This window comes from Alteromonas sp. ABH4_456 (assembly GCF_056160645.1).
Genome location: NZ_JBSWXO010000009.1, coordinates 57,380 through 82,712, shown reverse-complemented (window position 1 = coordinate 82,712; position 25,333 = coordinate 57,380). Strand labels below are relative to the sequence as shown.

General features: G+C 48.6%; 23 protein-coding genes. 14 read left to right on the top strand and 9 right to left on the bottom strand.

What is annotated here, in order from left to right; translation table 11 throughout:
- Positions 1–23: 23 nt before the first annotated feature.
- The gene (locus tag ACXAG2_RS14380) at positions 24–731 is read right to left on the bottom strand and encodes a DUF2982 domain-containing protein (protein ID WP_119502779.1); all 708 of its coding nucleotides are present in this window, start codon (positions 729–731) and stop codon (positions 24–26) included.
- A gap of 265 nt (positions 732–996) precedes the next feature.
- Here ACXAG2_RS14380 and ACXAG2_RS14375 point away from each other — a divergent pair, with 265 nt between their 5' ends.
- The 3 genes from ACXAG2_RS14375 to ACXAG2_RS14365 are packed head-to-tail and all read left to right on the top strand — an operon-like array spanning position 997 to position 4,406.
- Positions 997–2,010 (top strand): aspartate carbamoyltransferase, encoded by a 1,014-nt coding sequence (locus ACXAG2_RS14375; protein ID WP_474841535.1) that lies wholly within the window; start codon positions 997–999, stop codon positions 2,008–2,010.
- A gap of 5 nt (positions 2,011–2,015) precedes the next feature.
- A complete protein-coding gene (hemL, locus tag ACXAG2_RS14370) occupies positions 2,016–3,296 on the top strand; it encodes a glutamate-1-semialdehyde 2,1-aminomutase (RefSeq protein ID WP_474841537.1) in 1,281 nt (426 codons plus the stop codon).
- 21 nt (positions 3,297–3,317) lie between these two features.
- Positions 3,318–4,406: an adenylate/guanylate cyclase domain-containing protein gene (locus ACXAG2_RS14365; RefSeq protein ID WP_474841539.1), complete on the top strand. Its 1,089-nt coding sequence runs from the start codon at positions 3,318–3,320 to the stop codon at positions 4,404–4,406.
- Positions 4,407–4,411: 5 nt separating this feature from the next.
- On the opposite strand, the gene ACXAG2_RS14360 is transcribed toward ACXAG2_RS14365, so the two are convergent.
- A complete protein-coding gene (locus tag ACXAG2_RS14360; RefSeq protein ID WP_474868003.1) occupies positions 4,412–5,329 on the bottom strand; it encodes a Dyp-type peroxidase in 918 nt (305 codons plus the stop codon).
- Between the two features lie 71 nt (positions 5,330–5,400).
- Complete coding sequence (gene ggt, locus ACXAG2_RS14355) at positions 5,401–7,065, bottom strand: gamma-glutamyltransferase (protein ID WP_474868233.1); 1,665 nt, start codon at positions 7,063–7,065, stop codon at positions 5,401–5,403.
- 304 nt (positions 7,066–7,369) lie between these two features.
- Between ggt and ACXAG2_RS14350 the strand changes: the two genes are divergently transcribed.
- Positions 7,370–8,293 carry a glycosyltransferase family 2 protein gene (locus ACXAG2_RS14350; RefSeq protein ID WP_474868000.1) on the top strand — a complete coding sequence of 308 codons (924 nt, stop codon included), beginning with the start codon at positions 7,370–7,372 and terminating at the stop codon, positions 8,291–8,293.
- Between the two features lie 113 nt (positions 8,294–8,406).
- Here the strand turns inward: ACXAG2_RS14350 and ACXAG2_RS14345 are convergent, their stop codons facing one another.
- From ACXAG2_RS14345 to glnK, 3 genes are all read right to left on the bottom strand, one after another.
- Positions 8,407–9,909, bottom strand: a complete 1,503-nt coding sequence (locus ACXAG2_RS14345) for a catalase (RefSeq protein WP_349589900.1) — start codon at positions 9,907–9,909, stop codon at positions 8,407–8,409.
- A gap of 204 nt (positions 9,910–10,113) precedes the next feature.
- On the bottom strand, positions 10,114–11,358 hold the full coding sequence (locus ACXAG2_RS14340) for an ammonium transporter (RefSeq protein WP_474867997.1): 1,245 nt from the start codon (positions 11,356–11,358) through the stop codon (positions 10,114–10,116).
- A gap of 31 nt (positions 11,359–11,389) precedes the next feature.
- Positions 11,390–11,728 carry a P-II family nitrogen regulator gene (glnK, locus tag ACXAG2_RS14335; protein WP_119502789.1) on the bottom strand — a complete coding sequence of 113 codons (339 nt, stop codon included), beginning with the start codon at positions 11,726–11,728 and terminating at the stop codon, positions 11,390–11,392.
- Between the two features lie 333 nt (positions 11,729–12,061).
- Here glnK and ACXAG2_RS14330 point away from each other — a divergent pair, with 333 nt between their 5' ends.
- The 3 genes from ACXAG2_RS14330 to ACXAG2_RS14320 all read left to right on the top strand — a co-directional run bounded on the left by ACXAG2_RS14330 (position 12,062) and on the right by ACXAG2_RS14320 (position 14,387).
- Positions 12,062–12,787, top strand: coding sequence for a hypothetical protein (locus ACXAG2_RS14330; protein ID WP_474867994.1), 726 nt, complete (start codon positions 12,062–12,064; stop codon positions 12,785–12,787).
- A 63-nt stretch (positions 12,788–12,850) separates the two neighbouring features.
- Positions 12,851–13,768 (top strand): DUF808 domain-containing protein, encoded by a 918-nt coding sequence (locus ACXAG2_RS14325; protein ID WP_349589908.1) that lies wholly within the window; start codon positions 12,851–12,853, stop codon positions 13,766–13,768.
- Between the two features lie 319 nt (positions 13,769–14,087).
- Positions 14,088–14,387: a hypothetical protein gene (locus tag ACXAG2_RS14320; RefSeq protein ID WP_474848262.1), complete on the top strand. Its 300-nt coding sequence runs from the start codon at positions 14,088–14,090 to the stop codon at positions 14,385–14,387.
- Positions 14,388–14,617: 230 nt separating this feature from the next.
- Here ACXAG2_RS14320 and mrcB read toward each other — a convergent pair whose 3' ends face one another.
- Complete coding sequence (gene mrcB, locus ACXAG2_RS14315) at positions 14,618–16,948, bottom strand: penicillin-binding protein 1B (protein ID WP_474867991.1); 2,331 nt, start codon at positions 16,946–16,948, stop codon at positions 14,618–14,620.
- 165 nt (positions 16,949–17,113) lie between these two features.
- On the opposite strand from mrcB, the gene ACXAG2_RS14310 reads away from it, so the two are divergent.
- On the top strand, positions 17,114–17,353 hold the full coding sequence (locus tag ACXAG2_RS14310; RefSeq protein ID WP_474867988.1) for a DUF6489 family protein: 240 nt from the start codon (positions 17,114–17,116) through the stop codon (positions 17,351–17,353).
- A gap of 15 nt (positions 17,354–17,368) precedes the next feature.
- Entirely contained in the window at positions 17,369–19,144 is a 1,776-nt protein-coding gene (locus ACXAG2_RS14305) for a PHA/PHB synthase family protein (protein ID WP_474867986.1), read from the top strand.
- A gap of 67 nt (positions 19,145–19,211) precedes the next feature.
- Here the strand turns inward: ACXAG2_RS14305 and ACXAG2_RS14300 are convergent, their stop codons facing one another.
- A complete protein-coding gene (locus ACXAG2_RS14300) occupies positions 19,212–19,610 on the bottom strand; it encodes a DUF4168 domain-containing protein (protein ID WP_474841554.1) in 399 nt (132 codons plus the stop codon).
- A gap of 275 nt (positions 19,611–19,885) precedes the next feature.
- Between ACXAG2_RS14300 and phaR the strand changes: the two genes are divergently transcribed.
- The 5 genes from phaR (at position 19,886) to ACXAG2_RS14275 (ending at position 24,232) form a co-directional block, all read left to right on the top strand.
- A complete protein-coding gene (phaR, locus tag ACXAG2_RS14295; protein WP_119502797.1) occupies positions 19,886–20,302 on the top strand; it encodes a polyhydroxyalkanoate synthesis repressor PhaR in 417 nt (138 codons plus the stop codon).
- A gap of 235 nt (positions 20,303–20,537) precedes the next feature.
- On the top strand, positions 20,538–21,155 hold the full coding sequence (locus ACXAG2_RS14290) for a phasin family protein (RefSeq protein ID WP_474841557.1): 618 nt from the start codon (positions 20,538–20,540) through the stop codon (positions 21,153–21,155).
- Positions 21,156–21,181: 26 nt separating this feature from the next.
- Entirely contained in the window at positions 21,182–21,529 is a 348-nt protein-coding gene (locus ACXAG2_RS14285; protein WP_119502799.1) for a phasin family protein, read from the top strand.
- A gap of 107 nt (positions 21,530–21,636) precedes the next feature.
- Positions 21,637–22,854: a polyhydroxyalkanoate depolymerase gene (locus ACXAG2_RS14280; protein ID WP_474867983.1), complete on the top strand. Its 1,218-nt coding sequence runs from the start codon at positions 21,637–21,639 to the stop codon at positions 22,852–22,854.
- Between the two features lie 139 nt (positions 22,855–22,993).
- A complete protein-coding gene (locus tag ACXAG2_RS14275; RefSeq protein WP_474867980.1) occupies positions 22,994–24,232 on the top strand; it encodes a lytic murein transglycosylase in 1,239 nt (412 codons plus the stop codon).
- Between the two features lie 65 nt (positions 24,233–24,297).
- Here the strand turns inward: ACXAG2_RS14275 and phbB are convergent, their stop codons facing one another.
- Positions 24,298–25,020, bottom strand: a complete 723-nt coding sequence (phbB, locus tag ACXAG2_RS14270) for an acetoacetyl-CoA reductase (protein ID WP_349589921.1) — start codon at positions 25,018–25,020, stop codon at positions 24,298–24,300.
- Between the last annotated feature and the right edge of the window lie 313 nt (positions 25,021–25,333).

Here is a 25,333-nt window from a genome sequence, read left to right as displayed (position 1 = left end):
AGACTCAGGGGAATGTGCAGGCATCAACCTGCCTGAGTATCCATCAGTCTGTCCTGACGGGCTTGCTGGCACTGGCGCATAAAGCGGGCAAAGTCAGCAGGTTCACGATCAATATCAGAGGCGGCAATAAACACATCATAGCCCAGCGACTGACGAAGCTGAGACATTCTGTTCGCCAGCATGGCTTTAACGCCGGTAAAAGTTTGATTGTCTGCAGTGGTGTAATGTTTATCATCAAACATTTCCTGCTCAAAACAGGCACCGGTTTTACAGTTTTGTTCATCTCTGTGAAGCAGCAACGGACGTTGCTCCATCAGTAAATGGGTGGCCAGCCGGGGGGAAACATGATTTAAGAACGCACCGTAGTCTTTAATCCGGAAACCTACCGCTTCAAGCTCCACCTGTTCCAAACCCTGCTGCACCCGCGGGCAGTCTATACGCTGCACGTTATCCCACTGTAACAGCCAGTTGCCCAACCGGTGATGATAACGGATTTCCTGCGGAGAAATTTCGATACTGAACTGAGGCTCTCTTACTTTGAACCAGCCGATGAGCAGCGATACAATCGACGCACTGGTCAGGAAAATAGCAGCCAGAAACAGCCAGTCCGGCAGAAATTTCATCCATATTGCCGACATTATCAGTCCGGCCACACCCAGCACCAATGCAGTGATGCCGTTACCCTTTGACGTTGCCCTGACATAAATAGGGTCAGAATCAGTTCCAGACATAAAAATACACCACAAATACGATAACCGCCCAGATGAATATCATACGCAGACGCCGGCATTGCGGACAGTCAGTCCGCCACCATGAACGGGATGGTTTGTTTGCCTGCGGTCGCTTTGTCACATTCATCCGGTGATTATCTGAAGAAAGTTTGATTTTACCCCGGCCTGCGCAGAAAAACTCATAAACCTATTTAAGGTTCTTATCTCTACACATCGCCGGCTTTTTGATAAACTGTTCAGGTTTATTTTGTTTGTTGAGAGCACTATGTCACAGTTTACCGGCAACCATATCCTTTCGGTCAATCAATTCGATCGTGATGCCATCGAGAAAGTCTTTTCTGTGGCCCATTCCATGGAGCCTTATGCAAAGCGTCAGAAGCGCACCACGGTGCTGGACGGCGCCATCCTGGGTAACTTATTTTTCGAACCCAGCACACGTACACGGGTAAGTTTCGGGACTGCCTTTAACCTGCTTGGCGGGGAAGTACGGGAAACCACCGGCATGAGCAACTCTGCGCTTGCGAAAGGTGAATCGCTTTACGACACAGCCCGTGTATTAAGTGGCTATTCCGATATTATTGCCATGCGTCATCCGCACGCGGGTTCAGTAAGCGAATTTGCTGACGGCAGCCGTGTACCGGTCATCAACGGCGGCGACGGCGCAAACGAACACCCGACGCAGGCATTACTGGACTTATTTACCATAAAGCGTGAGCTGGAATACAATGGTAAAGGCATCGACGGACTCCACATCGCCATGATTGGTGATTTGCGATATGGCCGTACCGTACATTCTTTGTCGAAACTGCTGTGTTTGTATAAGGATATCCACTTTACACTTATCGCACCAGCAGAGCTGGCCATGCCGGACTACATTGTCTCTGCCATTGAAGATGCCGGTCACAAACTGACTATCTCTGAGCATATCGACGGCACGGTAGATGCGGACATCTGTTATCAGACACGCATTCAGGAAGAACGCTTTCCTTCTCAGGAAGAAGCCAATAAATACCGTGGCCGCTTCCGCCTCAACCAGTCTATTTACACTAAGCATTTCCAGTCAAAAACGGTGATCATGCATCCACTTCCGCGGGATTCCCGTATGGAAGCTAATGAGCTGGATAACGATTTGAATACCAACCCGAACCTGGCCATCTTCCGGCAGACCGATAACGGCGTGCTGGTAAGAATGGCACTCTTCGCGCTGACACTGGGCGTTGAAGATCTGGTCGCGAAATATGAACGCGACGTGGTTTGGTACACTAACAAGAGCCAATAAGCATTATGTCAAAATCTGAAGTCCTCTTTGCCCGCGCGCAAAAAACGATTCCCGGTGGCGTGAACTCCCCGGTCCGTGCCTTTAAAGCGGTAGGCGGCACACCCCGTTTCATCACTAAAGCAGACGGCGCTTACATCTGGGATGCTGACGACAATCAGTACATTGATTACGTGCAGTCCTGGGGCCCCATGGTACTGGGTCATAACAACGATAAAATCCGTGAAGCTGTTATCAATGCCGCACAAAACGGATTGAGTTTTGGTGCGCCTACAGAATCAGAAATTATCATGGCCGAAATGGTCAGCAGCATGGTGCCGTCAATGGAAATGGTACGCATGGTAAATTCAGGGACCGAAGCAACCATGTCGGCAATCCGGCTGGCCCGTGGCTATACCGGCCGCAACAAGCTGGTTAAATTTGAAGGCTGTTACCACGGTCATGCCGATTCACTGCTTGTAAAAGCCGGTTCCGGCGCACTGACACTGGGCGTACCAAGTTCACCGGGTGTACCTGCGGATGTGGCGCAGCATACGCTGACGGTGGAATACAACAACCTTGAAAGCGTTGAAGAAGTCTTCCGTGAACACGGCGATGACATCGCCTGCATCATCGTTGAACCGGTTGCCGGCAACATGAACTGTATTCCGCCTGTAGAAGGATTCCTTGAAGGCTTACGTAAGATCTGTGATGACCACGGCAGTGTATTGATTTTCGATGAAGTGATGACAGGCTTCCGTGTCGCCAAAGGCGGTGCACAGGCAAGATACAACATCAGGCCGGACCTTACCTGTTTGGGTAAAGTGATTGGTGGCGGTATGCCGGTGGGTGCATTCGGTGGCCGCCGCGACATTATTGAACATATCGCCCCTACCGGCCCGGTTTATCAGGCAGGGACTTTATCAGGTAATCCGGTAGCCATGGCAGCCGGCCTTGCCGCACTGGCTCAACTTGATGATGACGCCATGTATGAAGGGATTTTCGCTCAAACTCAGGCACTGGCAGACGGTTTTCAGGCTCTGGCGGATAAACACGGCATCCCTATGACCACCAACGTTGCCGGCAGCATGTTCGGCTTGTTCTTTACCGGCATTGACCGCGTGACGAACTACCAGCAGGCCATCAACTGCAACCAGGAGCAATTCCGTGTGTTCTATCACGGCATGCTGGACAACGGTGCTTACCTGGCTCCGGCGTCTTATGAAGCAGGGTTTGTGTCAAAAATGCACACTGCAGACGTAATTGATAAAACACTCAGCATTGCTGATAAAGTGTTAGGCTCTCTGTAGTGTTGGATATGTGGTGACACCATGACGTTAAGCTGGCTACTCATTTATAGTCTTATCGCTGTGGGCGGTGTTGCCGCATATTTCCTGTTCAGACAGTCTGCACAAATCCGCGAACTGAAGGCTGAACTCGACAGAACACATCCGAAGAAAACGCCTGTTTCTGATACCCCTGACGGCCGTGAAGCCAGTTACGTCGAAAAAGCCAATGAGGCGATGCAACTGAGTAAAACCTTCCAGAAATTCGTCCCCCGTCAGTTCGTTGAACACTTTGCCAAACATGGCAGCGGAGCCACGCTGGAACTGGGACATGCAGACGAAGACGAAGTGGCTATCCTGTTTTGTGATATCCGCGGCTTCACCGGCTTGTCAGAGCATCTCAGCCCGCAGGAACTCATGGGCTTCCTGAATTCCTATTTCCTGCGCATGAATGATCCTATTCATCAGAACCGTGGATTTATCGACAAATTTATTGGCGATGCCATTATGGCGCTGTTCGACCACCCGGGCGGCACCGCTAAAGATAAAGCCCGCGATGCCCTTCAGGCTGCTATCGATTTACGAAAAGCACTGGTGATGTACAACTCTCACAGGGATAACTGTGAATATCTGCCCATTAATATCGGGATCGGTATTCATTTCGGACCGGTGATCATTGGTACTATCGGTTCAGATGACCGTATGGACACCACGGTACTCGGCGACAGTGTGAATATTGCTTACAGACTTGAGTCACTGACTAAAAAATACAATGCTGACATTATTGTCAGCGCACAAACCCTGGAAACGGTAGGCGCGGGCTATCCGGTTAAAACCCGTTTACTTGACTGGGTTAAAGTGAAAGGCCGGCAAAGTGCCATTGAAGTGTATGAAGTGCTCGATCATCTGAGTGAGGAAGAACAGAAAGCCAGGCTCTCTGTGCAAACACAAATCACCGCCGGACTGGCCTGCCGTATGCGCAGGGAATGGGACGACGCCATTGCTCACTTCATGAAAGCCAGAGATATCAATCCGCAGGATCAACTGCCTCAGCATCACATTGATGTGTGCCTGCAATACCGCAATTTAACGCTCAGTGAAGACTGGGACGGTGCATTGAAACTGCACCACTAGCCTGGTTATTTTTTTGCGTGCTCGCGGATAAAGTTAACCGGCGGCGCAAAGAAAGATGCCCCGGTTTCCGCACTGGTGTAATCCAGCCAGCGGTCATAATCACCGTCTCCGGTACCGAAAACCTGACTATGCAGCATAGACTTGAAAGGCCGGGCACTGGCTGAGCAGCTTACAAAGAAGAGCCCCTGGGTTGTCAGGTCTCCGTAAGGCATTCCCTGTTTAATTAACCCGGGTAAATCATCATCAGGCCCTTTCGCCGACGCGCGGACACAATGAGACATGGGGTTTTGCTCCTGACTCACCAGGTTGTGTTCCCGGGTCAGACCGATAATTTGTTCCTGCTGACGGGCAGTAAGACTTTCCCAGCGTCGCAAATCGTGACGGTAACGTTGCACATGCACGTAACTGCCGCCGTTAAAAGCCAGTTCGTCGTTATCGATAATACCGGTTTTGCGTCGCTGCATTCCACGCGGATTATCCGGCGCATAGATAAAACCATTCAAGTCACGGCCATCGAGATAACGAAAGCCTCTTACCTGTTCCACCAGCTCAACATGCAGTCTGAGCAATTCCATCACTTCCATACCTACCGCATGACAAATATCAGCACGGTCAGCACGTATTTGAATAAACAGGTCGCAGGGCGTGGAAGGGGCTGTGCGATCTTCACACTGCATATCCGGAAACGGAGCCAGTTCAGTGGGAATAAAGCCCGGATACAATTCAGACCAGAAACCGGCACCGATGGCAATCATGCCGGTGAGCATGGCTTCATAGTGCTCGTTTTCGTAAAAATCGAATATATCCAACACGCGGGCAAGCTTTCCCCTCACCGTTTCTGCATCGTCATCCACGACATTCAGCAATAAATATTGCGCATGCAGATTCGGTTCGGCGCACACCCCTTTTTGAGGTTGACTCATGACATCCTTCCGTTTGCCCGCTGATTATTGATTTATGGGCATTTTCCCGGGCCAGTAAGTAATAGTGTGGCTCAATACCCCGCGGCTTGTCCATCTTTTCGGCTTTCAGAGGCACCGAAATACACGCCCCGCTGACTATCCAGCATAATTGCCTGATAACCGCCGAAGATCCCGACGGCAGGTTGCAGAGTGTGACCTTTCTCCATCAGTTCACGTTTAACCGTTTCACTGAAGCCTGATTCAAGATGTACCTGACCGCCATCCAGCATGAGATGTCCGGTAGGGCTGCTGGAACCGGAATGTAATATACGGGGCGCGTCACCGGCTTCCTGTAAGTTCATGCCAAAATCAATCAGATCGACGATGATTTGTGCATGCATTTGTGGCTGGGTGGCACCGCCCATTACACCAAAGCTTAACCACGGCTTACCATTGCGGGTAACGAAGGCAGGAATAATCGTGTGGAAAGGACGCTTGCCCGGCGCATACTCATTCGCGTGTCCTTCCTGCATGGTGAACAGCTCCCCCCGATTCTGCAGCACAAAGCCCAGTTCCGGTGGCGTCATGCCTGAGCCCATACCACGGTAGTTACTCTGGATCAGAGACACCATGTTGCCGTCTTTATCGGCGACGGTCAGGTACACGGTATCACCTTCGTACACACCGGCATCATAGCGTTTGGCCGCTTTTTCCTGATTGATAAGTTGCTGCCGGTCTGCGGCGTAGTCTTTAGAAACCAGCCAGTCTACGGGCACTGAAGTAAATGCCATATCTGCATAGAATTTTGCGCGGTCTTCAAATGCCAGCTTTTTCGCTTCAACGAAAGTGTGAATGTAGTCTGCAGAGCCGAACCCCATCCCTTCAATATCGTAACGCTCAAGAATATTCAGGATTTGCAGAGCAGCAATGCCCTGTCCGTTAGGGGGTAATTCCCATACATCGTACCCCCGGTAATTCGCGGATACCGGTTCGACCCACTCCGACGTATGGCTGGCCAAATCATCTAAGGTAAGGTATCCGCCCTGCTCTTTCATGTAGGCAGCGATTGTCCGCGCGATATCGCCTTTATAAAAAGCATCTCTGCCGCCGGTGGCAATTTTTTCGTAGGTGGCCGCCAGTCCGGGGTTCTTAAACACATCCCCTTTTTGCGGTACTTTACCGCCGGGCATAAAGGTTTCAGCAAATCCGTCATATTGACCAATCCGGTCTGCATTCATTTGCAGGTAATACGCAATGAGTTCAGACACCGGAAAGCCATTACGGGCATATTCAATAGACGGGGTTAAAATGGCTGTCACAGGTAGAGAACCGAACTTGCTGTGCAGCTCAAACCAGCCATCCACGGCACCGGGAACCGATACCGGCAACGGACCAAATGAGGGCACTTTATTAAGCCCTTTTTCTGCAAACACGGCTTTGGTCAGGGTACGGGGTGAGCGGCCGGACGCATTCAGACCATAGAGTTTCTTCTCTTCTGCACTCCACACGATGGCAAACAGATCACCGCCGATACCGCTTCCGGTGGGCTCCACCAGACCAAGCATAGCATTCGCTGCAATCGCCGCGTCGATAGCATTGCCACCCTGCTTAAGAATATCCAGCCCCACCTGGGTCGCCAGAGGCTGGCTGGTGGCTACCATCCCGTGCTGTGCGATAACCTCAGAACGGCTTGCAAACATTTCACCGGTGATCCGGTCGTATGCCCCGGCGACGGCAGACACGCCCAGTAATACCATACCGGTGATAACCGGCTTCAGACTCTTTTTTATCAGTCGCAAATGCATTTCCCCGCTCTGTCTAACCACTGTAAAAATTACCGGCTTTCTGTAAATTCATATTTAACACACTCCGCCCTGCAATTCATCCGGGCATGCCAGAAAACAAAAAATGACGAATTAACGAGAAGTTAGCCCGTTCACTATACTTTAGTTTAAAGGTGGAACTAAGTTTGCAGTAATTTTGCGGATTTATTCACTGTTTTTCTAACAGACTCACCACGAGCCGTATCTGTGGTTGGAAATTAACCCGTCCCGCAGGGACATGAACCGACAGAGAGACGACGCCATGAGCACTGATTTTAGTATTGTTACTATTGTTAAGCGACGTACCCAGCAGTTGTCTAACCTGATTAGCAGCATAGAACGCTCTACACTTTTACCTAAAGAAATGGTGATTGTGTGGATGGCTCCGCCAAGTGACGAATCACTATTAAGTAGCGAAAACTTCCCTATCGTGCACCGTTTTGCAGCAAGTGATGAGCTTCCGATCCCGAAAGCCCGTAACCGTGGTTTCGATACCTGCAAAACCGATAAATTTATTTACCTGGATGTGGACTGCATCTGCCCTGAATCTCTACTGGAAGACTTAGTCCGTTCACTCGCCATCGGAAAGGTTGTCACCGCCAATGTATGCCAGTTGGATAAAAAAGCGGAAGATATCAACGAAAGCTATGTGCAGCAGCTTGCCCTTCCTCAGGCCAGTGCCGCAGAAAAAGTCCCGTTTGTGCAGTTCGATACTAATATCTTCGGTATCACCCGGAAGGATTATGAGCGTGTAGGCGGATTCGATCTCGACTATCACGGTTTTGGTATCGGCGATTTGGATTTTGCTGCTCGTTGCAGTCAGGCAGGCCTTTATCTGGTTAACACCGGCCGTCATGTATTCAAGCAATTCCACGCTCACTACAACCCGCCGGTAAATCACTTATGCGATATCGTATCGAACGCTGAAGTGTTCAAACAGAAATGGGGCGCGTATCCGTCCTGTGATTTGTTCGCCCGCTTCGCTGAACTCGGGCTTATTAACGCAGATTACGAAGAGTCCGGTATGCGCGTAGTGCGCCTGGTTACAGATGAAGAGCTGGCGACTTACCTGGTAAAAGAACCGGATAGTGTGGCGTCAGAAGGCACATCAGCTCCGGCTGGTACGTTAACCCGTGCAGGTACATTGAAGCAAACGGCCTGATGTAAGAAATTACGCGGGGTCCGGTTCCCCGCGATTGGTTCTTCACAACGAAAACACCCGGCATCTGCCGGGTGTTATGTTTTTCAGTTTAATTGCCCGTGACCGGGCAACTGTTACTTATCTTCCAGAGGCGTGTCTTCGGTGATGGGCACCGCGTTAACGTCTGTATCCAACGCTTCCACCGCTTTTCGGACACCTGCAGCGTAGTCAGGATGTACTTTTTCAAGAACAGCATACCAGCGCTCTTTTACGCCGTCTGAACATGGCCCCATCGCGGCAGCATAGTTCTTGTACAACCTTTCTTTCTGCTCGTCAGAGAACATGTTGTAAAGGGCTCGTGGCTGTACGTAATCAATGTCCGATTCTTCCTGATAGTAGCGGTCAGCATCGCCATCGATGCGCAGCGGTGGTTCCGGGTTCTTAATTTGAGCCACCGGACCGTTGTGCTGGTTTGGCTCGTAATAGGCGTCAGGATTACCAAAATCATTGGTAAAGAAGCGCATCGCACCGTCTTTATGATAATGGTTCAATTCCGCTTTCTTCGGCGCATTAGCCGGTAAGGCTTCATAGTGTGTTCCCAAACGATAACGGTGAGCATCTGCATAGGAGAACACCCGGGCCTGCAGCATTTTATCAGGACTGAAGCCGATACCGGGCACCACGTTTGACGGGCTGTAGGCTGCATTCTCAATCATCTGGAAGTAGTTTTCAGGCACGGTGTGCATTTCCAGTTCGCCCACTTCAATCAGAGGGAAATCACCATGAGGCCACACTTTGGTGAGGTCGAAAGGGTTATAAGCCTGCTTCCCTGCCTCTTCTTCAGGCATCACCTGAATGTACAGAGTCCATTTAGGATATTTGCCGTCTTCGATGGCATTGATTAAGTCTTCCTGATAAGACTCACGGGTTTTACCTATGATCTCTTCAGCCTCATCATTGGTGTAATGCTCATGCCCCTGCTGTGTTTTAAAGTGGAATTTCACCCAGAAACGCTCGCCTTTGGCATTCCACATACTGAAAGTGTGTGAGCCGTAGCCGTTCATATACATAGGGTTCTTAGGAATACCACGGTCAGACATCAGAATGGTGACCTGATGCACAGACTCAGGTTGTCCGGCCCAGAAATCAAACATCGCTTCCGGGCTGCGAAGATTCGTTTTCGGATGGCGCTTCTGAGTTCGGATAAAATCCGGAAACTTAAACGCATCGCGGATAAAGAAGATTGGGGTATTGTTACCCACCATATCCCAGTTACCTTCTTCGGTATAAAACTTAAGACTGAAACCGCGTACATCACGCTCGGTGTCAGCAGCGCCTGATTCGCCGGCAACGGTAGACCAGCGACTCAGCACTTCGGTCTTTTTGCCAATCTCAGAGAACAGGTCGGCACAGGTGTACCGGGTAATGTCGTGGGTCACTGTAAATGTACCCTGCAAACCCCAGCCTTTGGCATGCACCGTACGCTCAGGAATACGCTCCCTGTTCTGGTGTGCCAGCTTTTCAACAAGTTGATAATCTGTCAGCAGAACCGGACCTCTTGCGCCCGCTGTTTTGCTGGTTTCGTTAGATTCGACGGGCGCGCCCGCGCTGGTGGTGAGAGTTGGTTTTTTACTCATAACGGTCTCCTGGGAAAAGCACGATAGTTGGTGTAACTATGCGTACAACAGAGAGCCGGAAAACGACCAATCTATTTTTTAATAGATGTTAATTATTTATTTCTATTAAACAGAAAAAACCCCGCAGATGCGGGGTTCAAATTTTGGTGAGTTGAGCATTATGCTTTTGTTATAGGTTGCCCAATCAAGTCTCCGTGTTGAAGATTAACGACCTGAAGTAAAGTCAGGATATGCTTCCAGACCACATTCAGCAACGTCAACACCTTCAAATTCTTCTTCTTCAGAAACCCGGATGCCCATTACAGCTTTCAGGATTACCCAAACAATCAGACTGGTTACGAATACCCATACAAAGATTGTAGCAGCACCTAACAGCTGACCACCGAAAGTAGAACCATCGTTAGTTACAGGCACCAGTAACAGACCTAACAGACCGACTACACCGTGAACAGAGATAGCACCTACAGGATCATCGATTTTCAGTTTGTCCAGGAACACGATGCTCAGAACAACCAGCAGACCACCTAAGGCACCGAACAGTGTTGCCATCAGAGGCGTTGGCGTTGAAGGTTCAGCAGTAATAGCTACCAGACCAGCCAGTGCACCGTTAAGAACCATAGTCAGGTCAGCTTTACCGAACATTACGCGGGCCAGCAGCAGAGCAGCAATTGCACCGCCGGCAGCGGCGGCATTGGTGTTCATGAATACAACCGCAACAGAGTTAGCACTTTCTACAGTAGCTGTTGCAAGAACAGAACCACCGTTGAAGCCGAACCAACCCATCCACAGAATGAATGTACCTAAAGTCGCCAGAGGCAGGTTAGCACCCGGGATAGCATTTACTTTGCCATCTGCAGTGTATTTACCCTTACGTGCGCCAAGTACCAGTACACCGGCTAAGGCTGCAGCAGCACCTGCCATGTGAACAATACCGGAACCTGCAAAGTCAGAGAAACCGTTGTCGCCCAGCACGTACATACCGAATACAGACTCACCGCCCCATGTCCATGCACCTTCCATTGGATAGATGAAACCAGTCATCACAACTGCGAATGCCAGGAAGGCCCACAGTTTCATACGCTCAGCAACCGCACCGGATACGATAGACATTGCAGTGGCAACGAATACTACCTGGAAGAAGAAGTCAGCTGAAGGTGCGTAGGTAGCCGGTTCTTCTGCAACACCTGTTGCACCGTCACCAACAATACCAGAAAGGAATAATGTGAAGTCACCACCGCCGTACATGATGCTGTAACCGCAGATCATATACATAGTACAGGCAATGGCATACAGCGCCACGTTCTTGGTCAGAATTTCAGTGGTGTTTTTAGCACGAACCAGACCCGCCTCAAGCATGGCAAAGCCGGCAGCCATCCACATGACTAACGCACCGCAAATAAGGAAATAGAAGGTATCTAATGCATACCCGAGTTCAAATGTGATTTCCATTGTTTTCTCCGCAATTTCTTATTGTGTTGTTTTACAGCGCGTCTGCGTCAGCTTCGCCGGTACGAATACGAACAGCATGTTCAAGGTCGTAGACGAATACTTTACCGTCACCGATCTTGCCCGTTTTTGCTGCGCCAACGATGGCTTCTACCAGACGATCAACCTGGTCTGCCTGAACAGCAACTTCCAGTTTTACTTTTGGTAAGAAATCCACCTGATATTCGGCGCCGCGATATAATTCAGTGTGTCCTTTTTGACGTCCAAACCCTTTCACTTCGGTAACGGTAAGACCGTCGATACCGATCTCTGAAATGGCTTCACGAACATCATCCAGCTTGAATGGCTTGATGATAGCTGTGACTAGTTTCATGTGTTGCTCCCAAATAATGGTTGTTTGTTTTCGCTTTTAGCGGGGGTTGCTGAAGTAAACCAAGTCCTATGCCACAAATTTTAATCTATAAAAAACAGATATTTATGCATTAAAACGAATGAAGAGCTTAAAAATTACGCACCATGATCGTGCGAAGGCAAAATAGCGCACCATAATTGGGCAGCCAAAATCGTGCTTGTGTAAAGACTGGGAACTTCATCTTATTTCAGCGGTCTTCTGTCGCGTATGGAAACCACGGACACCGCTTTCTTTGCCCCTCAAAGGCCAACTTTTGATCCACCCCGCTCAGGAAAGAAAAGCGGGGTCTTTGTCGTGTCTGTTATTATTCACCTTATATTGCTTGCCGCACTGGCGCTGATGGAAAGTAAGCGCGATATTCCGGAGCCCGTGGTCAGTAAACCCATCACGGCGACGTTAATCCGTCTGCCACAACCTCAGGCTGCCCGGGAACCGGACACACTACCGGAAACCATTCCGGAAGCACCGGCTACCGACAAGCCTGAACCTGAACTGGCCGCACCGGAGTCCAAACCAGCTCCGGAACAGGCAGCCCCGCCTGACATCAAAACACCGCCGGCAGTAAAAGTGCCGTTGCCGCAACAACCTGTGCAGCCTGAGACGTCAGAGCCGGTTCAACCGCCTGTGTCTTCTGTTATTGCGCAGCCGGCTGCGCCAACAGATTCAGGCACGGTTTCAACCAGACCGTCATTAACATCGCGCCGTGCTCTGGATGCTTTTTTCAGCCGGCAACAGGCTGCCAGTACACAGCAGGATGCTGAGCAGGTAGCCAAAGAACTCAGGCGGGCAAAAACGTCACCGGATATCAGCGATCCCCGCAAAGGCGCAGAAAAAGAAGCTCCTCTTGCCCCGCCCCCTGCCGTTGAAGTGGATTGCAGTAGTAAAACCACCCAAACCCTGGCATTTATTTCACGTTTTACCGGTGGGCGGGCGACCTGTTCAGACAGGGGCAAAGGGTTTGAGAAATTCATTGATGCGCGGATAAATAAAGGGGTCAAAGAAGAAGAGAATCAAAATTAGTCTGTATTGCGTATAAGGGCTTCTACAGATAACCTATGCCCCGATTCTTATTGAGGAAAACCTATGGCAGCCGCTAACTTACTCGCCCTGATTGATGATATCGCTACTTTGCTGGATGACATTTCCGCCATGTCTAAAGTGGCTGCGCAGAAAACTGCCGGGGTTCTGGGTGATGATCTTGCATTAAATGCCAACCAGGTTCAGGGAGTGCGTGCCGAAAGAGAACTGCCTGTGGTCTGGGCTGTGGCAAAAGGCTCGCTGCTCAACAAAGTGTTCCTGGTACCTGCAGCGCTGCTTATTTCTGCTTTTATTCCGGTTCTGATCACCGTCATGCTGGTCATTGGTGGTCTGTACCTGTGTTTCGAAGGGGCTGAAAAAGTATTGCACCGGCTTTTCCATAAAGAAGATGAAGCAGAGCGTGAAGCCAGAATTGAAAAACTCTCACAGGAAAATATTGATCTTGTGGCGCTTGAGAAAGACAAGATTAAAGGCGCCATCCGGACTGATTTTATTTTGTCCGCAGAGATTATCGTCATTGCACTGGGTAGCGTACAGCAGGCTGATTTTGTTACTCAGGTAGGTGTGTTGTGCGCGTTAAGTGTGGGGATCACCGCCGGTGTGTATGGTCTGGTTGCCGGCATTGTGAAAATGGACGATGTCGGTCTGTATCTCCTCAGAAAGTCACTCACCGGCGGCTACAACGGTTTTCAGCGTGTCACTGGCCGTGCCCTGCTCGTTGCTGCGCCTCTGTTAATGAAAACCCTCGCTTTTGTCGGCACCATTGCTATGTTCCTCGTTGGCGGCGGCATCCTTACTCACAATATTCCGTTTATGCACCACCTCGCTGAATCCATTAATCACAGTGTGGAGCAACTCAGCTTTGTCATTTCCCTTATCACCGATGGTGTGGCTGGTTTGATTGCCGGCTCGGTAATTGTGGGTATTGTTTCGCTGTTTTCTAAAAAGAAAGACGCGCATTAAGCTGTTCTGATGCTGTCGGGGCGGCAAGCTTTGCGCTGGCCATTACCAAAATCATCGCGGGCTGACTCACCTGTCAGCCCCGTACATCATACCTGGTCAAATTCGCCAAATAGAGTTTTCAAAATTACTAATTCTTAGTATTTATACTATTTACACTTATCTAAGCTTTTCCACACCGACAAAACAAAACATTTAAAATCAACACCTTAAAATTTTTATTCGTGTTGGCACAACTATCGCTAAAGTTAATGCGACTTAACAATTAACTGCCGGGAAGTCAGTAAGAGTGCAGTTTATTAACCTTAACTTTGGAGAAATTATGTTTACTTTACGTCGTCAATTCACTGCACTTGCACTTGTTGCTACTTCTGTTCTGTCTATACCGGCAATGGCTGAAACATCATTGCAAAGCCAGCTTCAGGGCTATTTATCTGAGATGGTTGAGCAACAAATCGATAATGTGCGCACAGAAATCCTGTCTGAAGTGACTCAGCTAGTGGCCAACACCACGTATCAGGCCGAACCTGAAGTAGCTGAAGAAACACTGGTTGCTGACATCAAGATCCGTGATCTTAAACAGGAAGATGCTATTTCTTTTGAAGACATCAAAGGAGAGTAATGATGATGACATCAGGTGCGTTGTTGTTGCTTGCGCTGGGACCGGTTGTCGCGTATCTCGCCAGCGCAGTGTTATTCAGCGGTGTGCAACACATTGCAGACCGCTTTCACTAATCCCAACGAGCTCCCGTAGGGCCTTCCCTGAGTCAGATCTGGTAGCGGGACAGATTTTTACTGAGCCGTATGTCGCTGCCAGTTCTGACTACAGGGCTTTTTCGATAAGAAAAAGCCTTAGTTTCCAAACAAACGTTCCCACCAGCTTTTCTTTTCTTTGCCCAGAGGCGCGACAGGCTTACCGTAGCAATCCTGCGCCGGCGGCGGCAGTACATCAAGAATAGCCGGCACACTCATGGAGTCAGGACAGCCGGCAATGGTCAGTGCCCCCGTCTGACTGTCGAAATGAGCAATACCTAACCCTTCCGGAAAACGTCGTGACAGTGACTTGGGCGACTGACTTTTCTGATAGTTTACAAACACAGGTAAGGCCCCGCCGGCACCGGTTAACAGCACTGGCTGGTTATCATCATTCCCTACCCATACAGTTGCCACATTATTCCGGTCAAAGCCGGTAAACCAGCTGTCGCGGTAATCATCTGTGGTGCCGGTTTTACCGCCCATGTTGATATTCGGGAAGTTACTGCCCACACGTTTCGCTGTACCTTCCGTGGTCACTTTATACAACGCGTAGTTCAGCAGGTATGTGGCGGCCTCATCTACCCGCTGTGAATAGTAATCGGCATTCTGCCATACCAGCCGGTTATTCGAAGAAACAACCGATGTCACAGTATGCAGCGGAATATAACGGCCATTGTTCGAAATGGTCTGATACATCTGGTTAGTTTCCAGCGGCGATAACGACATGGCCCCGAGTGTCATAGCCGGCACTTCGCGGAAGTCACTCTCTACTCCCAGCCGGTGAATGGTTTCTGTCACATTGTCGAGCCCCACTTGCATACCGAGATTCACTGTAGGCACATTTAACGATTCTGTCAGACCTTCAATCAGAGGTACTTGTCCACGGAATTTCTTATCCGCGTTCAGGGGTGACCAGGTTTGTCCGTTGCCATTTTCAAGGGTAATGGGTTCGTCCTGTAAAGGAGTGGCCAGATTAAACATTACCGGGTCTTCCAGAGCAGTGAGATATACTGCCGGCTTAATGAGTGAGCCCACCTGACGTTTGGCATCCAACGCACGGTTAAACCCTTTGAAGCTGGTATCTTTGCTGCCCACAATGGCACGAATTTCACCACTGGCGATATCCGTCACAATCATCGCTGCCTGTAACTCAGCTTTGCGATCTGACTGCAAACCTTTCAGTGTGTTTTCAACCGCTTTTTCAGCCCTGCGCTGGGCGTATATATCCAGCGTGGTAAATACCTTCACCCCGGAGTCACGCAGGGAAGGATCGGCAAGAATGGTGTTCAGTTCACGGCGCACCTTATCCATAAAAGCAGGATGTTTCCCGCTGGCTAAGCTCGCGCCGGACGCCAGACCTACAGGAGAGTTAACAGCAAATTCGTATTGCTTACGGTCTAGTTCGTTGGCTTCAAATAAAATGCGCAACACCAGATTACGCCGCTCAATAACCCGTTCCTCGTAGCGTCTCGGATTGTAATAGGATGGCCCTTTTATCATGGCCACCAGCGTGGCGATTTCAGGTACGCTGAGTTCATTGGCCGGCCGGTCGAAATAGAAATAACTGGCAAGGCCAAACCCGTGCACAGCCATGTCACCGTTCTGACCCAGAAAAACTTCGTTCAGATAGGCCTGTAAAATTTCATCTTTGCTGTAACGGGCATCGATGATGAGTGCCATCAATGCTTCTTTTATTTTCCTCGTCAGCGCTTTTTCTCTGGTGAGGTACAGGTTTTTCACCAGCTGCTGCGTTAAAGTACTGCCACCCTGCACGGTTCTCCCGGCCTGAATGTTGGCAACCAGCGCGCGGAGAATAGAAAGTGGTGCGACCCCGTGGTGCTTGTAGAAATCTTTATCTTCTACAAGGATCAGGGCTTTCGGCAATAAAGGTGAAATTTCATTCAGCTTCACCAGCATACGGTCTTCGCGGGTGCCACTTACCATCCGCGTGACAAGCCAGGGCTCCAGGCGAATTTTCGGCAGTGAAATACCGGCACTGTCATCCCGGATACTGCTGATGCGGCTGCCCTGCCAGGTAATGGTGATCTGGCGTAAAGGCTCATCGCCGTCAGGAAAACTGAAAGCCCGTCGCTGAACCACCAGCTTATTGCCGGTATAACGATATTCTCCGCTACTATCGGGACTCGTGACCTTCCGGTAACCAAGCAGTTTCAGTTCATCCAACACTTCTTTTGGCGTGATTTCCAGCGCTTCAGATAACATTAGTGGCCGGGCAAATATTTGCGCCGGGACTTCCCATTTATTGCCTGTAAAGGTGTGCTTAATCTGGGCATCCAGATACACCATGTACCCTGCCAGCACCACGAACCCGACAATACATAACTTGAACAACAGCCCGGGCCAGCGACGGCGGGGCTTGCTGCCAATTTTCTTTGGTTTATTAACTTTCGTCTGTTTTTTAGCCACTTATCATGCCAATATAGAAAACGTCAAAGGGGATTTTGCGGTTTTCGCGGCTGAATTTCCAGCCTGAAACTAACCGTGCAAATCATTGTCATCTTGCAGTAATCTTATGATTACGCCAGAACAATCAATCCGGATGGCCCGGAAGGCGCCAGAAAGGAGTGAAACATGAAAATTTCCATCGATATCGACCTTTCACCCAAGGAAGCAAGAGAACTCATGGGATGGCCGGATATGAGCAAACTTCATGAGGCCACCATCTCACAACTCAGCGAGCAAATCAAAAGCGGAAATCAGGAAGCCATGATGTCCATGCTGAAGCCCTACCTGGACGGCAGTCAGCAAGCATTCTCATTCTATCAAAAGGTGCTGGAAAGCATGGCAACCACAGGAACCAGCAAAAAATAAGCACGGAGGTTTTTTGTGCACGAGCAGGACAAAGATCATATTCTGGACACATTGAATCAATACGCACAGCAGTTTAACGCCATGGTTCATAACATTCTGACGAAGAAAAATAGCAGTGAGGAGACATCCGCTATGTTCGACCCGGAAAAGTTAGGTTCGCTGCTGTCAAACGACACGGTAGAGGTAGATTCGGCAAAGCTTATCCAGACGCAAATGGATTTCATGCGTCAACAAACTGAATTGTGGCAGCAGGCCACTAAGGCCATGTTGGGAGAGAATGCCCATCCTGTTATGCAGGAAGAGAAAGGCGACCGTCGTTTTTCTCATACAGACTGGCAGGACAATCCCATTTTCAGCTACATGAAACAGGCTTACCTGATTAATTCTAAGATGCTGCAAGGCATGATTTCATCCATGCATTTCAAAGATCCTAAGTCGGAAGAACAGGTAAAATTCTACACACGCCAATATATCAACTCGGTATCACCAACTAACTACTTGCTGTCTAATCCGGAAGTATGTGAAGAAATTCTGAAAACCAAAGGCCAGAACATGGTGAAAGGTATTGAGAATTTCATGCGGGATCTGGAAAAGAGTCCTCTGGAAGCGTTCAAAATCACACAGACCGATATGGATGCCTTCGAGCCAGGTGTCAATCTGGCAACCACAGAAGGCCAGATCGTTTATCAGAACGAGTTGATGCAGTTAATTCATTACACACCGAAGCATGAGAAAACCTTTGCAACGCCAATACTGTTTGTGCCTCCTTTCATAAACAAATACTACATTCTTGACCTCGACGAACATAAGTCCGTGGTAAAAGGCCTGCTTGATGCCGGTTTTTCTGTATTTATGATTTCATGGGTTAACCCGGATGCAAAACTGGCGGACCAGGATTTCTTCGATTATATGAAGAAAGGCCCGGTGGAAGCCCTTGATGTGGTTTGTGATATCACCGGTAAGAAGAAAGTGAATATGGCGGGCTTTTGTGTAGGCGGCACATTGCTGAGTACAGCAACGGCCTATCTGCGTGCGAAAAAAGACACCCGCATTGAGTCACTCACTTTACTGACCACCTTGCTGGACTTCAGTGAACCCGGCGAAATTGGTAATTACCTTACCGAAGATGCATTACCTGTGATGGAGCAGAACGCAGATATTAAGGGTATTTACGACGGCCGCATACTGGGCCTGAGCTTTAGTTTGCTGCGGGAAAATAACCTTTTCTGGTCGTATTTTATTAATAACTACCTTAAGGGCAAAGACCCTGCTGCGTTTGATATTTTATTCTGGAACAGCGACGCCACCAACATCACCGCGGCCTGCTTTAAGCAATATATCCGCACCATGTACTGGGAAGATAAACTGAAAGTGCCGGGGGCAGTAGAAATTGACGGCATTCCCATCGACCTTGGAAATATCGATGTGCCGGTGTATTTCCTGACTACTCTGGCAGACCACATTGTGCTGTGGCAGGGCGCGTACAAAGGTACACAGCTGGTATCAGGCGATACACGCTTTGTACTCGCCGGGTCGGGACACCTTGCAGGGGTAATTAACCCGCCAGATCCCGGGAAATATCCGCACTGGATTAACGACAATTTACCGGCAAGTGCCAGCGAATGGTTTGATGGTGCTGTGAAGCAGGAAGGCTCATGGTGGCCAGACTGGCATGCATGGTTGCAGGGTCACCGGAAAACAAAAGTGAATGCCCCGCAGCCCGGTGAAAGTGAAAAATATCAGGCCATCGAAGCAGCCCCGGGCAGTTACGTGAAAAAACAGCTGGGATAAACCGGCAGACAAAAAAAAGGGGGCGTTCAACGCCCCGCTTTACTTCTGTCTACATGAGGATTCAGTATTACGATTCGCTGTTCTGTGTTTTAGCGATGTCCAGTACGCGGGATCTTAGTTTTTCATCCGTTTGTACCAGTTGTGCAATGGTCGTGTAGGTTTGCACCTCAAGACCTGTTTTTTCAATTTCTGTTACCATTTCAGTTTGTGCAGCCTGCTGAATTTGCTGCATCTTCTCAGGTGTTTCGTCACCTTTCAGTTCAGACTGATATTTATCTGCAACATCACTGACCGCATTCATCGCGACTGTAAATTTCTCAAGAGTTGCATCATCGAAATCCTTCGACTGTGTCATCGGCGCACTTGACGGGGCAGCCTCTCTGGTTTCCTGAGCTGCCTGTGCAGCGAAATTTAACGTGCAAGCAACAGCGAGGCTCATCACAAGTGATTTGACAAGTTTAGTCATAATAATCTCCGGTTTCATTTGAATTGCCTGAAATGCGTTATCTTCAAATGAATGTGATTAAAAGAAAGATAATCCGGCTATTCAGGCTCTCAACAGTGATACAGCGATAACTATGCCAATCACGATTTAATCAATAATTTCAGAAAGTTAACAAAAATCAGATTTTCTTATCAGTGAAAAAGGTAGTCAGAGTGTCGCTTATTTTCACACCTTTTAGGTTGCCGCAGCGGCATTTTGTGCGTTACTCTCATTTCAGCATCGCCGGAGGTAACATTATGATCATCATTAAAAAATATCCTAATCGCAGATTGTACGACACATCTCAGAGTCAGTACGTTAACCTCGATTATATAAAGGCGTTAATCAATGAACGTCAGGAATTTAAGGTGATTGATTCCAAAAGTGAAGATGACATTACCAAGTCATTATTGCTGCAAATTATCAGTGAATCCGAAGCCAACGAAAATCAGTCACTGTTGACAAATTCGTTACTCAAACAACTAATCCGTTATTACGACACTGACATGCAGGACTTTCTGCGACAGTACCTTGAACAATCTCTTGTTACCTTTATAGAGCAACAGGATCAGGTGCAGGGTATGATGAAAAATATGATGGATAACACGCCCTTCGGTATGTTTAACAAAATCATCGAACAAAATATGGATGCCTGGAAGAAGAACCAGAAGTAAGTATCACATACTGGCAGGGGAGCAATTCTCCTGCCCCGGAACGGACAGACCTGCCACATTTCCTCTTCAATGCTGCAGAGCAGCATAAAAAGCTATTTGCTTATTAAATATTCGTCTAAACATTCTTGCTGCACCGCAACATTTTTGTTGATCTCTGCAAATACCCTGGTTAATATCTAATCAAATCTTGCTGCAACGCAGCAGAAGGACTTTATCAACTGGTCGGGAGAAGAGTATGTTTGGCAAGTTTTCAGAACAGCTGAAAAGTACCACTAAACCGGTACATACGCTGTTTGCTGTGAATACAAAAACGCTGGAAAGTCTGTCTCAACACCAAACCACGTTATTCACGGGTTTGTTGAGCGACAGTGTTCGTTACATTGAAGCGGTAACGAAACAAACAGAGTTTAAAGGTGTAATGACAGCGAATTCTGAACTGGCTGAGTCAGTGCGTGAACGCATGACCAGCGCGTCAAAAGACACCTACTCCACCCTTAACGCTATGCGTGAAGAAATGACCGAAGTGATGGCGGCCAGTTTGGCCACCGCTACTGAAGAAACCAAAGAAACAGTTGAAAAAGCGACAGCAGCCGTGAAGAAAACCACAAAAGCTGCCGCACCGAAAAAAGCTGCGCCTGAAGCCGCGAAAGCGCCGGTAGAGGCAGCAGAAAAAGTGGCTGAAGCAACAAAGGAAACTGTTGAGAAGGCCGCTGAAGAGACAAAAGCCGTTGCTGAAGAAGCAAAGGAAGCGACTGCTGAGGCAAAACCTGCCGCAGCAGCAAAGAAACCAGCAACACGTACCCGTCGCACGACTGCTAAGAAGACTGCGACAACGACTAAATCAACTAGCTAACTTACCCCGGAAACTGGAGACTAGTAATGTTTGAGCAAATGAACGAGCAAATGAAAAGCGCAATGAAGCCGATGACTGACCTTGCGACATTGAACATGAGTACAATGCAGGATCTGGCAGAAAAACAGAACGCCCTGTATTCATCTCTGTTATCTGAAAATATGTCTTATTTTGAAAAAGCTTCTCAGCAGAAAGATCTGTCTGGTCTGGCTGAGATGAACAAGGCATATGTTGAAACTATTCAGGAAACTGTTACTGATGCAGCGAAAAGCTCATATGCAGTAATTTCTGATGCACAGCAGAAAGCTGGCGAGATGTTCAAAGGTTTAAGCGACGAAATGACTGCGAAATTCCAAAGCGCAGCTAAAGCATAAGTCCCTCCTGAGCGGCCTTCAGAGGCCGCTCAGGTTACCCCACATCAAGTGAACCTTTTCATCCCCCAAAAGGTCTTAGCCCCAGCCAGTATTTGAGGAGAGACGTAATGAATTATCAGGCTTACGATTATTTGACGCGCGGCGCATACATTATGCACGAGGGTTTCAGTCTGCTTAATGATATTGCGAACCATCCTTCCAATCTTTTCGCACAGACCTTACCCGGCCGCATAACCCGCGCTTCGCTGGAAACTGCCATGCGGCTGACACAACGCTACGAGAAGCTGGGGTTTAATATCGACGAAATCAAAATCGACGATAAACGCCACAAGGTGAAAGAAGAAATCGTAATGAGCAAGCCGTTTTGTGATCTCATTCATTTCAACCGGATCGGTGTGAAAGATGATCATAAGGTCTTGCTTGTTGCGCCTTTATCCGGCCATTTTGCTACCTTGTTGAAAGGCACGGTGGAAGCGCTGCTTCCGGATCACGAGATTTATGTGACTGACTGGGCTGATGCCAGAGAAGTACCGCTGGAAGACGGTCCGTTCAGTTTTGATTGCTATGTGGGTTATCTTATCGAGTTTCTTGAGTTCTTAGGGCCGGGCACGCACTTAATGGCGATATGTCAGCCTACTGTTCAGGCTTTAATCGCCACCGCAGTGATGGCCGGACAGAAAAATGCCTGTGTGCCCAAGTCGCTCACTCTCATGGCGGGCCCCATTGACTGCTCCAAGAATCCTACACGGGTGAACGAGTTCGCTCAGGAACATCCGATGAACTGGTTCCGTAATGTGGCGATTATGTCGGTACCTTATGGTTATCCGGGCGAAGGTCGTCAGGTGTATCCCGGTTTCATGCAGCTGGGCGGTTTTATCAGTATGAACCAGCAAACTCACATGAAAAAGTATCAGAGTTTCTTCCAAAATCTGGTCTTTGGTGAAGAAGAAGATGCTGATCGTTTCCGCGCCTTTTACGATGAATATCTGGCAGTACTGGACATGCCCGCCGAGTTCTATCTTGAAACCATTGAACGGGTATTCAAGAATAACGAGATTGCCCGCGGTGCGATTACTTATCAGGGTAATCCTGTAGATTTTGAAACTATCGACAATACTGCTCTGCTTACCGTAGAGGGTGCTGATGATGATATTTGCGGCTTAGGACAAACAGAAGCGGCACAGGATATTTGTAAAAATATTCCGAAAAATATGCGTAAACATCACGTACAACAGGGAGCCGGTCATTACGGTATTTTCAGTGGATCTAAGTTCCGCAAATCGGTACGCCCGGTTATTACTGATTTCATCCACAAGTACGCATAAGCCCTCCCATACAAATAACTCTTTCCTGCAGCGCTCCTGATCTCACCGGCGGAGCGCGCCGTATTTTCCCCATGTTTCCCTCGCTCCCGGGGGCTCAGATAAGGTAGCATGAACGCCTCATCAACAAAGGTAATATGCAATGTCTAAATGGATGCCGCGTAAGCTTGGTTTTTCAATACTGTCACTGCTGACAGCGACTTCTTCAGCTTATGCCAATACAGATTTTGAACAGTGTAAAACACAGTTATCTCAGCAAGCCGTAGAACAGGGCGTGAAAGAAGAAACGGCAAAGGCCGTGTTCGCCAACATTCAATATCAGCCCCGCGTGATCTCGCTGGACCGCAGCCAGCCTGAATTTGTACAAACCTTTCCGGGCTACTACAGCAAACGCGTTACGGCATGGCGTATCGGCAAAGGCCGGGAAATGTACGCTAAACATAAAGAACTGTTAAATAGCTTAAGCCATAAATACGGTGTGCCCGCCCATTATCTGGTGGCATTTTGGGGGCTGGAAACCAATTTTGGTGGTTACAAAGGTAAGATGAATGTACTGAATTCACTGGCGACTCTTGCCTGTGATGAAAGACGTAGCAGCTATTTTTCCAAAGAATTAGTCACTGCGGTTAAGCTTCTTGAAAGAGAATCTTTAGATCAGACCAAAATGGTAGGTTCCTGGGCAGGCGCCATGGGCCATACACAATTTATGCCCTCAGCGTATATGAACTATGCGATTGACGGCGACGGCGATGGCCAGATTAATCTGTGGGACAGTGAAGAAGATGCCCTCGCTTCGGCGGCTAACTTCTTGTCCCAATTAGGCTGGCAACCCGGATTCCGTTGGGGAAGGGAAATTCAGTTACCGGATAATTTCGATTATCGCGAAACGGGATATAAAAACCGGCGCAGTATTACTGAGTGGAACGAAAGCGGGATCAAAAAAGCAGACGGCAGTGCGCTGGGTAACAGTGATGAGAAAGGATATGTCGTTGTACCTGCCGGTCATAACGGTCCGGCGTTCATTGCCTATCACAACTTCCGAATTATTATGCGCTGGAACAATTCTGAATTCTACGCCATCGCCGTAGGTAAGCTGGCTGACCAGATTGCCGGTGAAGCCGGTATTGATAAAGCGTTACCGGAATTACCGGCTTATACCAGGGATGACATTTTGAAACTGCAAACAGCGCTGAATGCTTCCGGTTACAATGTAGGTAAACCCGACGGTATTATCGGACCGGCAACCCGTGCAGGGCTCCGCGAATATCAGTTGGCCAGCAACCTGATTGCTGATGGTTTTCCGGGACTGGATGTGATGAAAGCGATTGGTGTGTTGCCGGATGTACTCAAAGAGAGCGACGGCAATAAAGAAAGCGAGTAGCTGGATCCGGATACGGTCAGTTCACAGAGCACGGGCGTGCTCTGTGAACATTGTAACCGTACAGCTTAGTACATGTGCTGTCCGCCGTTAATGGACAATGTAGAACCGGTAATAAATCCGGCTTCATCGCCTATTAAGAACATAACACTGCGGGCGATGTCTTCAGGTTTCCCCAAACGACCCACCGGAATTGTTGCAATGATCTTCTTCAATACTTCTTCCGGTACCGCACGCACCATGTCAGTATCAACATAACCCGGCGCAATAGCGTTTACGGTTACACCTTTACCTGCACCCTCAAGTGCCAGCGCTTTAGTAAAACCATGAATACCGGACTTAGCTGCCGCATAGTTAACCTGGCCATACTGACCAGCCTGACCGTTAACCGAACCAATATTAACAATGCGACCAAAACCACGGGCGCGCATTGAATCAATCACTGAGCGACACGTGTTAAAACAGGAAGCGAGGTTAGTTTGAATAACGGCATCCCATTGCTCAAAATTCATTCTGTGCATGGTGCCGTCCCGGGTGATCCCGGCATTGTTGATTAGAATATCCACCGGACCATAATCTGTCGCGATTTGGTCAATTGCTTCTTTCGTTTTCTCAAAATTCGAGACATCGAACTTAAATGAAGGTATGCCAGTGCGTTCAGTAAACGCCTTAGCCGCTTCATCGTTACCACCATAATTTGCCACAACAGTGTAACCCGCATCTTTCAACGCTACACAAATTGCTTCACCTATTCCCCGGGTGCCACCTGTGACCAGTGCAACTTTGCTCATTTCGTCTCCCTCAAATGTTGACTCATATTTGTACAACAATTCTATATAAGCATGCTTGATGAGATGTTGACAACGGAAACCTGAAGACTTTTTGCGCGGGGTCAATGCCCGTGTCCAGATGAATGACTATAGTGAATAAGAAACTTCTTACTTATCATGCAGTTGAAAAAATGAACAAGTATTTAGCTATTAACTGGTCAGAGGATCTCTTTTAATAACAAATACTTGCATAATAATTGCAGCACGTAAATTAGTTGTATACACCGTTCAAACATGATTAAAGTTGTAAGACGGGTACAATAGTTCAGGAGCA

What these genes read in the sequence shown, in the direction of transcription:
- ACXAG2_RS14380 (WP_119502779.1), bottom strand. Translation starts at nt 731, where the DNA reads ATGTCTGGAACTGATTCTGACCCTATTTATGTCAGGGCAACGTCAAAG.
- ACXAG2_RS14375 (WP_474841535.1), top strand. Translation starts at nt 997, where the DNA reads ATGTCACAGTTTACCGGCAACCATATCCTTTCGGTCAATCAATTCGAT.
- hemL (WP_474841537.1), top strand. Translation starts at nt 2,016, where the DNA reads ATGTCAAAATCTGAAGTCCTCTTTGCCCGCGCGCAAAAAACGATTCCC.
- ACXAG2_RS14365 (WP_474841539.1), top strand. Translation starts at nt 3,318, where the DNA reads ATGACGTTAAGCTGGCTACTCATTTATAGTCTTATCGCTGTGGGCGGT.
- ACXAG2_RS14360 (WP_474868003.1), bottom strand. Translation starts at nt 5,329, where the DNA reads ATGAGTCAACCTCAAAAAGGGGTGTGCGCCGAACCGAATCTGCATGCG.
- ggt (WP_474868233.1), bottom strand. Translation starts at nt 7,065, where the DNA reads ATGGTATTACTGGGCGTGTCTGCCGTCGCCGGGGCATACGACCGGATC.
- ACXAG2_RS14350 (WP_474868000.1), top strand. Translation starts at nt 7,370, where the DNA reads ATGAACCGACAGAGAGACGACGCCATGAGCACTGATTTTAGTATTGTT.
- ACXAG2_RS14345 (WP_349589900.1), bottom strand. Translation starts at nt 9,909, where the DNA reads ATGAGTAAAAAACCAACTCTCACCACCAGCGCGGGCGCGCCCGTCGAA.
- ACXAG2_RS14340 (WP_474867997.1), bottom strand. Translation starts at nt 11,358, where the DNA reads ATGGAAATCACATTTGAACTCGGGTATGCATTAGATACCTTCTATTTC.
- glnK (WP_119502789.1), bottom strand. Translation starts at nt 11,728, where the DNA reads ATGAAACTAGTCACAGCTATCATCAAGCCATTCAAGCTGGATGATGTT.
- ACXAG2_RS14325 (WP_349589908.1), top strand. Translation starts at nt 12,851, where the DNA reads ATGGCAGCCGCTAACTTACTCGCCCTGATTGATGATATCGCTACTTTG.
- ACXAG2_RS14320 (WP_474848262.1), top strand. Translation starts at nt 14,088, where the DNA reads ATGTTTACTTTACGTCGTCAATTCACTGCACTTGCACTTGTTGCTACT.
- ACXAG2_RS14310 (WP_474867988.1), top strand. Translation starts at nt 17,114, where the DNA reads ATGAAAATTTCCATCGATATCGACCTTTCACCCAAGGAAGCAAGAGAA.
- ACXAG2_RS14300 (WP_474841554.1), bottom strand. Translation starts at nt 19,610, where the DNA reads ATGACTAAACTTGTCAAATCACTTGTGATGAGCCTCGCTGTTGCTTGC.
- phaR (WP_119502797.1), top strand. Translation starts at nt 19,886, where the DNA reads ATGATCATCATTAAAAAATATCCTAATCGCAGATTGTACGACACATCT.
- ACXAG2_RS14290 (WP_474841557.1), top strand. Translation starts at nt 20,538, where the DNA reads ATGTTTGGCAAGTTTTCAGAACAGCTGAAAAGTACCACTAAACCGGTA.
- ACXAG2_RS14285 (WP_119502799.1), top strand. Translation starts at nt 21,182, where the DNA reads ATGTTTGAGCAAATGAACGAGCAAATGAAAAGCGCAATGAAGCCGATG.
- ACXAG2_RS14280 (WP_474867983.1), top strand. Translation starts at nt 21,637, where the DNA reads ATGAATTATCAGGCTTACGATTATTTGACGCGCGGCGCATACATTATG.
- ACXAG2_RS14275 (WP_474867980.1), top strand. Translation starts at nt 22,994, where the DNA reads ATGTCTAAATGGATGCCGCGTAAGCTTGGTTTTTCAATACTGTCACTG.
- phbB (WP_349589921.1), bottom strand. Translation starts at nt 25,020, where the DNA reads ATGAGCAAAGTTGCACTGGTCACAGGTGGCACCCGGGGAATAGGTGAA.